We start from the raw sequence: 7,660 nt of genomic DNA, 5'->3' as shown, positions 1-7,660 counted from the left end.
GCTATCGGGGGGCGGTGGTGCGGGCCGGGCATCAGGCCGCCTCCGAGCGGTCGGCGGCCATCCCGGCCGCGTCCAGCAGGGCGGTGCCGACGATGAGGTCGGCGCCGCCGAACTCCGGGTCGGCCAGCTCCGTGCCGTCGTCGACGGCGAAGAGCAGCCGCTGCTCGCCCTGGCGGTAGGCCGTGCCGACCGGGGGGCTGGCGGCGTGCACGGCCAGCAGGGCGACCAAGTACGGGAGTTCGGGGTCGGTGCGGCGGGCCTCGGCGAGCAGGCCGGAGAGCCGGCGGGGCGCGTCCGGCGGGAGGTCGAGCAGCGCCATCGCGGCGTCGAGCTGGGCCTCGCTGAAGCGGCTGTCGTCGGGGGTGGCGACGAGGTCCGGTTCGGGCATCTCGGCGCCCAGGTGCTCGCGCTCGGCGGGCGGGGTGAGCAGCATCTCGACGAGGTCGCCGACGCGGACGGCGGCGGGGGTGCGCAGTCCGGTGCCACGGGCGAAGAAGGCGTCGGTGACGCGGGTGGCCTGCTCGACGGGGAGCGGCAGGAGGGGGGCGACGAGCTGGCCGTAGAGGTCCAGGCCGGTGCGGGCGGCGGGGGTGGCGAACGCCTGGCGGTCCTGTTCGGCGCGGAAGAGCGGGCCGGCCTCCAGGAGCCTGGACTGGAGCTGGGTGTGGCGGCGGATGCAGTCCTTGACGATGTCCACCAGCTCGGCGGCGCGGCGCTTGTGCTCGCCGGTGCGCTCGTCCACCGCTTCGGCCTCGTCGCGGGCCTTGCGGATGTTGGTGAGGATGGCGTTCTCGTGGCGGTAGCGGTCGGCGACGTGGTCCAGCGCCTCGTTGATCATGTCGGGGACGGTGCGCAGCCAGTCGACGGAGCGGACGTTGCGCCGGGTGGCCTCCAGGGTCTTGCGGAGGGTCTCGGCGTACTGGACGGTGCGGTAGCGGGCCTGCTCGGCGGCGAGCTGGGCGTCGGCCAGGCGGCCGCGGCTGATCAGCACCTCCAGCTTGACCTCGGCGGCGATCTGGGCGCTGGTGACGTCGGTGTCGAGGGCGCCGACGAGGACGTTGACCGCTTCGTCGGTGGCGCGGAGGTAGACCTCGCCGCCGGCGCCGGGGACCTCTTCGATGAGCTTGAAGTCGTAGTCGCGGCGGACGTAGCGCCCTTCGGTGTCGAAGGTGCCGTAGACGGCGCGGAAGCCGCGGTCGACGCTGCCGACGTTGATCAGATTCTCCAGCACCCAGCGGGCGACCCGCTCGTGCTCGGCGGTGGGGCGGTCCGGGGCCTGGGCGGCGACCCGGGGGAGGACCTTGGCGACTATCTCCTCGTGGTCGGCGCCGGTGTCGAAGTCCATGTTGAGGGTGACCAGGTCGATGACCGCGAGGGCCACCTCCGCCATGGCGTAGACGCCGTACTCGCCCGCGAGGTTGGCCTTGCGCGCGTCGAGGTCGTGCAGCGGCGCTGTGCACGCCAGCGCGCGCAGCCGGCGGGCCAGTCCTTCGTCGGCGGCGGGGCCCGGCGCGGGCCGGGCCTGGCCGTTGAGCTGGGGCGCGGCGGCCCCGTGGGCGGAAAAAGTCACGTCGCACAGAGTAGGCGCTGGCACTGACAACGGACGAAACGGCGCGGATCCCGCCATGGGTGGACCGCGACCGGATCCCTTGACGGGCCGGTGGCCGGACCCGCGGCCCGGCCGGCTGATCATTTTACCGGCCGGTCCGGCGGGTCAGTGCGTGGCCCCCTCGGCGATCCGCAGGTCGGTGCGGGTGCGGGCGGCGGTGGCGGCGATGGTCCGCAGCGCGGTGGCGGCGGCGCCGACCGGGAGGGAGGGCAGGGCGCGCGCGGTGACCTGCTCGGGGGCGTACGGGATGTGCACGAACCCGCCGCGCAGGTGCGGGAGTTCGGTGGCGATCAGGTGCGCGAGCCCGTAGAAGACGTGGTTGCAGACGAAGGTGCCGGCGGTGTTGGAGACCGAGGCGGGCAGCCCGGCGGCGCGGACGGCGGCCACGCACGCCTTGATGGGGAGGGTGGAGAAGTAGGCGGCGGGGCCGCCCGGGACGACCGGCTCGTCGATCGGTTCGGCGCCGGCGTTGTCGGGGACGCGGGCGTCGTCGACGTTGACGGCGATCCGCTCGACGGTGATGTCCGGGCGGCCGCCGGCCTGCCCGACACACACCACGATGTCGGGGTTCGTCCGGTCGATGGCGGTCCGCAGGGCGGTCAGCGCGCCGCCGAACACGCAGGGCAGTTCGGCGGCGTGCAGCTCCAGCCCGTCGAGCGGCTCGGCCGCCGCGGCGCGCACCGCGTCCCAGGACGGGTTGACGCGCTCGCCCTCGAAGGGCTCGAAGCCGGTGAGCAGGACCCGGGTGGCGGGGCGGGCCGGCGCGGGCGCGGCCGGCGGGGCGGGTGTCGTGGTGGAGGTCATCCGGTCTCCCTCGGTGAGAAGGGCTAGGGGACTCAGAAGGCGAACAGGGCCATGAGCACGATGTTGCAGCCGAGCAGTATCCCGGCCGTGGGCAGCTGCGCCTTGATGGGCCCGTACTGGTCCTTCAGTTCCAGCAGCGCCGCCGGGACGATGTTGAAGTTGGCGGCCATCGGGGTCACGAGGGTGCCGCAGAAGCCGGCCAGCATGCCGAGGGCGAGCACGGCGGCGGGGTTGCCGTGGAAGTGGCCGATCAGGACGGGCCAGCCGACCGCCGCGGTCATCACCGGGAAGGCGGCGAAGGCGTTGCCCATGACGAGGGTGAAGGCGAACATGCCCAGGCAGTAGACGGCCACCGCGACGTAGAGGGAGTCCTTGGGCAGCAGGGCGGTGGTGAGCTTGCCGACCTGTCCGCCGACGCCGGAGACCTGGAAGATGGTGCCGAGGGTGGCCAGCATCTGCGGCAGCAGCATCGCCCAGCCCATCGCCTCCAGCATGGTGCGGCCGGACTGCACCGGCACCGAGATCCGCTTCTCGCGCAGCAGCACCATGGCGACGGCCAGCGCCACCACCGCCCCGATACCGAGGCCGAGGATGGTCTCGCTGCCTTCCTGGAGGACCGGACGGCCCCCGAAGGAGAGGTGCTTGACGCCCAGCGCGCAGACCATGGCGACGGCCGGGATGGTCAGCGCCGGGACGAACAGCCGGTTGCCCAGGCGGGCGGCGCTTTCGGCGCGCTCCTCGGGGGTGGTGGTGCGCGGGGTGCCGCGCCCGGTGAAGCCGAAACCGGCCAGTACGGCCAGGATCAGCACGGCGGCGCCCAGCGGTTCGGCCGGCGCGCGCTTGGTGACGACCCAGCTGCTGTAGATGAAGCCGGCGCCGATCAGGCCCCAGAAGGCGCCCGTGCCGAAGCGCTTGGGGTTGCCGCGGTCGGTGACCATCTGCGCGGCCATCACCAGGAAGCTGAAGCCGACGAGCCAGTAGAACCACTCGGCTTTGATCATCGGGCCGCCTCCGCGGTGGTCGTGGACGGGGACGCGGCGCCGGCGGCGCGCAGTTCGCGCTCCAGGTAGCGGTCCAGGCGCAGCAGCCGCCAGCCGTGGACGACGAAGGCGCACACCGCGGTGGGGATCGACCACAGCGCCAGGTGCAGCGGTTCGAGGTGGGTGCCGTAGGTGGTGTTGACGAAGCCGGTGATCAGCAGGATCGAGCCGACGGCGAGGAAGACGTCCTCGCCGAAGAAGACGCCGACGTTGTCCGCGCCGGCCGCGAACGAGCGGATCCGCTCGCGGACCCGGTCCGGGAGGGGCCCGTGGCGGCGCTCGGCGGCGCCCTCCGCCATCGGGACGGCGAGCGGGCGGACGGTCTGCGCGTGCCCGAAGACATTGGTCAGCCCGACCGCCGCGCCGATCTGCCGCAGGCCCAGGTAGAGCGCGAGGAAGCGGCCGGCGGTGAGCTTGCCGAACCGCGCGATCAGGGCGCGGGCCCGCTCCTGGAGGCCGTAGCGCTCCAGCAGGCCGATGACCGGGAGGGTGATGGCGAAGATGGTCACGCCCCGGCTGCCGGCGAAGCCCTCGCCGAATGCGGCCAGCACCTTGACCGGGGAGAGTCCGCCGAGGAGGCCGGTGGTGATGCCGGCCACCGCGACGACCAGCAGGGGGTTGCGTTTCGTGGCGAAACCGAGGACGACCACGAGCACGCCAAGGAGCACGATCATGGATCGACCGCCTTCCGCGTACGGGTTCCCCCGCGGATACGGGCGGGCCACGGGTCACCTGGGCCGCGGTACCGGGGGAGCGACAAGAGATTGCTGCGGAGGCTATGTGATTGTTGAACGATCCGACAAGGGGTTGAGGTCGGGGAAATAGGGGCCGATCGGCCCTAGCGCTCCGCGACGCCCTCGGCGATGCGCTGGGCGTAGGCGGCGGACAGCTGGCCGCGCGAGTCCTCCAGATAGGCCCGGAGCAGCCGCTCGGCGGTGGCCGCGTCGCCGGCCAGCAGCGTCTCCGCGATCTGCCGGTTGCGGACGAGGTAGGGCGAGTGGAAGCGCTGCGGATCGTCCATCACGTGGAAGACCAGGCGGAGTTCGGCCAGCACCCCGCGCATCAGCTCGTCGGTGCGCGGGCTGCCGGCCAGCGCGACGACGGCCTGGTGGAAGCGGAGGTTGGCGGTCGACAGCTCGTCCCAGGCGCGGTCCGCGGCGGCCGCCTCACCGGCCCGCACCGCCGCCTCGATCGCCCGCACCGCCGCGGCCGCCGCCGGGCCGTACGGCCCCTGGCCCAGCCCGCGCACCGCCGCGCACTCCACCAGCGTCCGCACCCGGAAGATGTCATCGAGGTCCTCGACCGTCACCACCCGGACGAACACCCCGCGGTTGAGCCGGTGCTCCAGCAGCCGCTCGTGGGTGAGCAGCCGGAACGACTCGCGCAGGGTGTTGCGGGAGACGCCCAGCGCGCCGCCGATGCTCTGCTCCGACAGCCGCGCGCCGGGCGGGAAGTAGCCCTCGGTGATCCGGTCGCGCAGGATGTCGGCGACCCGCTCGGCGGTGCCGGCGCGGTCGAGCAGGGCGCGGTCCCGTTCCAGTCCGGCGACCTCGGCGAGGCGCCGCACGTCGTTCTTGGTCACTCCGCCGGCCATGCGCGGTGCGCTCCGTTCCGTAGGGACGGGCCAGGGCGGGCCCGTCCGGCTGCTTGTGCCAGCGAAGTCAATCCCAGATGGCGGGACAGGACAACACACCTCTTGTGGGATCGTTCAACAATCTGTACGTTGCGCTCCGGTGGCCGGCACCGGCCGGCCGCACGCCGCCCGCCCGCACCGCCGGGCACCGGCCCCCCTCCCCCGCGCACCCGGAAGGGATGTCCATGACCGCACCGGCCGCCCCGCCCGTCATCGACCTCAACGCCGACCTCGGGGAAGGCTTCGGCCGCTGGCACCTCACCGACGACGAGGCCCTGCTCTCCGTCGTCACCAGCGCCAACGTCGCCTGCGGCTTCCACGCCGGCGACCCGTCCACCATGCGCCGGGTCTGCGAACTGGCCGCCGCGCGCGGGGTGGTGATCGGCGCCCAGGTCTCCTACCGCGACCTGGCCGGCTTCGGCCGCCGCGCGATGGACGTCCCGCCCGGGGAGCTGGCCGACGAGATCACCTACCAGATCGGCGCCCTGGAGGTCTTCGCGCGGGCCGCCGGCGCCCGGGTCGGCTACGTCAAACCGCACGGCGCGCTCTACAACCGCTGTGTGCACGACGCGGAGCAGGCCGCCGCGGTGGCCGCCGGGATCCGCGCGGCGGGCGGGAGCCTCACGGTCCTCGGGCTGCCCGGCTCCCAGTTGCACGCCGCCGCCACCGAGGCCGGACTCCCGGTCGTCGGCGAGGCGTTCGCCGACCGCGCCTACACCGCCGAGGGCACCCTCGTCCCGCGCCGCGAGGCCGGCGCGGTCGTGCACGACCCGGACGCGGTGGTCAAGCGGGCCGTGGGGCTGGCCCGGGACGGCGCGGTCACCTCCCGCGACGGCACCCGGATCGCGGTCGCCGCGCGCTCCCTGTGCCTGCACGGCGACACCCCCGGCGCCGCCGAACTGGCCCGCCGGGTGCGGTCCGAACTGGCCGCGGCGGGCGTCCGCGTACGGAGCTTCGTATGACGTCCGGGTCGGAGCCGGCCCGGCCGCTGCCCCTGCGGGCGCTGCCGGTCGGCGAGCACGGCCTGCTGATCGAGCTGGACCGCGCCGGGGACGCCGAGGCGCTCCACGCCGAGCTGCTGCGCCGCGCCGCCGACGGCACCCTGCCCGGGGTCCGGGAGATCGTGCCGGCCGCCCGGACGGTCTTCCTCGACGGGCTGGCCGATCCGGGCGCGCTCGCCGCACAGCTGCCCGGCTGGCGCGTACCGCCGCCGGCCGCCGGCGACCGGCCGCCCGTCGAGATCCCGGTGCGCTACGACGGCCCCGACCTCGCCGACGTCGCCGCGCTGTGGGGCGTCACCCCGGAGGACGTGGTCCGGCTGCACTCCGGTACGGCGTTCCGGGTCGCGTTCTGCGGGTTCGCGCCCGGCTTCGGCTATCTGACCGGGCTTCCGGTGCGGCTGCACGTACCGCGCCGGGCGACCCCGCGCACCCGCGTCCCGGTGGGCTCGGTCGGCCTGGCCGGCCCGTACACCGGGGTCTATCCGCGCTCCTCCCCCGGCGGCTGGCAGCTGATCGGCCGCACCGACGCGGTCCTGTGGGACCCGCGGCGCGAACCGGCCGCGCTCCTCGCCCCCGGCACCCCCGTCCGCTTCGTGCCCGTCACCGCCCCCGTACCGGCCCCGCGCACCGGCCGCGCCGCCGAGGAGACCACCCGATGACCGACCGTGCCCGGCCGCGCGACGGAGGAGACCACGCGCCGGCCGACCGCGCCCTCGTGGTGGTCCGCGCCGGTGTGCTGACCACCGTCCAGGACCTCGGCCGGCCCGGCCACGCGCACCTGGGCGTACCGCGCTCCGGCGCGCTGGACGAGCCCGCGCACCGGCTCGCCAACCGCCTGGTGGGCAACCCCGCCCCGGCCGCCACCCTGGAGACCACCCTCACCGGCTGCGCCGTCCGGCTGCGCACCGCCGCCACGGCCGCGGTCACCGGCGCCGCCTGCCCGGTGGCCGTCGACGGCCGCCCGGCCCCCTGGGGCGCGCCGGTCCGCGTCCCGGCCGGCGCCGTCCTGGACGTCGGCCCGGCCACCCACGGACTGCGCTCCTACGTGGCCGTCGCCGGCGGGATCGACGCCGAGCCGGTGCTCGGCAGCCGCGCCACCGACCTGCTCTCCGGCCTCGGCCCGGACCCGCTCGCGGACGGCGCGGTGCTCCCGCTGGGGCGCCCGTACGGGCCGCCGGCGGCGGCCGACGCGGTGCCGCACGCCGGGTTCGCGGCCGAGCTGGTGCTGCCGTTCCGGCCCGGCCCGCGCGACGACTGGTTCACCGCCGCCGGGCTGCGCACCCTGGCCACCGCCGTGTTCCGGGTCTCCCCGGCCGCCAACCGGATCGGGCTGCGCACCGAGGGACCGCCCCTGGAGCGCGCCCGGGACGGCGAACTCCCCAGCGAGGGCATGCCGTTGGGTGCCCTCCAGGTACCCCCGAACGGCCTGCCGGTGCTCTTCCTCCACGACCACCCGACCACCGGCGGCTACCCGGTGGCCGGGGTCGTCCCCGAGCGCTATCTGGCCGCGGCGGCCCAGGCGGTCCCGGGGACACCGGTGCGGTTCGTCCGGATGCGGTAACGGTCCGGCCGG

The 7,660-nt window shown here is 75.1% G+C and carries 8 protein-coding genes; 3 read left to right on the top strand and 5 right to left on the bottom strand.

Translation table 11 applies throughout. The features are described 5' to 3' along the window. Positions 1-31: 31 nt before the first annotated feature. From ADL22_RS18710 to ADL22_RS18690, 5 genes are all read right to left on the bottom strand, one after another. Positions 32-1,570 carry a hypothetical protein gene (locus tag ADL22_RS18710; protein ID WP_066980605.1) on the bottom strand — a complete coding sequence of 513 codons (1,539 nt, stop codon included), beginning with the start codon at positions 1,568-1,570 and terminating at the stop codon, positions 32-34. Positions 1,571-1,714: 144 nt separating this feature from the next. Continuing rightward, on the bottom strand, positions 1,715-2,413 hold the full coding sequence (gene pcp, locus ADL22_RS18705) for a pyroglutamyl-peptidase I (protein WP_066980603.1): 699 nt from the start codon (positions 2,411-2,413) through the stop codon (positions 1,715-1,717). A gap of 32 nt (positions 2,414-2,445) precedes the next feature. Next, positions 2,446-3,414, bottom strand: coding sequence for a DUF979 domain-containing protein (locus ADL22_RS18700; protein ID WP_066980600.1), 969 nt, complete (start codon positions 3,412-3,414; stop codon positions 2,446-2,448). Next, positions 3,411-4,127 (bottom strand): DUF969 domain-containing protein, encoded by a 717-nt coding sequence (locus ADL22_RS18695; RefSeq protein ID WP_066980597.1) that lies wholly within the window; start codon positions 4,125-4,127, stop codon positions 3,411-3,413. Before ADL22_RS18695 ends, ADL22_RS18700 begins: the two co-directional genes overlap by 4 nt. Positions 4,128-4,291: 164 nt before the next feature. Then, complete coding sequence (locus ADL22_RS18690) at positions 4,292-5,047, bottom strand: GntR family transcriptional regulator (protein WP_066980594.1); 756 nt, start codon at positions 5,045-5,047, stop codon at positions 4,292-4,294. Positions 5,048-5,271: 224 nt separating this feature from the next. Here ADL22_RS18690 and ADL22_RS18685 point away from each other — a divergent pair, with 224 nt between their 5' ends. From ADL22_RS18685 to ADL22_RS18675, 3 genes are read left to right on the top strand one after another with little or no spacing between them, the layout of a single operon-like run. Continuing rightward, on the top strand, positions 5,272-6,048 hold the full coding sequence (locus tag ADL22_RS18685; RefSeq protein ID WP_107116336.1) for a LamB/YcsF family protein: 777 nt from the start codon (positions 5,272-5,274) through the stop codon (positions 6,046-6,048). After that, on the top strand, positions 6,045-6,746 hold the full coding sequence (gene pxpB, locus ADL22_RS18680) for a 5-oxoprolinase subunit PxpB (protein ID WP_199836332.1): 702 nt from the start codon (positions 6,045-6,047) through the stop codon (positions 6,744-6,746). Before ADL22_RS18685 ends, pxpB begins: the two co-directional genes overlap by 4 nt. Then, on the top strand, positions 6,743-7,648 hold the full coding sequence (locus tag ADL22_RS18675; protein ID WP_066980591.1) for a biotin-dependent carboxyltransferase family protein: 906 nt from the start codon (positions 6,743-6,745) through the stop codon (positions 7,646-7,648). The genes pxpB and ADL22_RS18675 overlap by 4 nt, the downstream gene beginning before the upstream one ends. Positions 7,649-7,660: the final 12 nt, after the last annotated feature.

The sequence above is a fragment of the Streptomyces sp. NRRL F-4489 genome, from assembly GCF_001509485.1.
Taxonomy (GTDB): Bacteria; Actinomycetota; Actinomycetes; order Streptomycetales; family Streptomycetaceae; genus Streptomyces.
The sequence above is the reverse complement of the archived record's forward strand: the minus strand, read 5'-3'. Positions and strand labels throughout refer to the sequence as shown.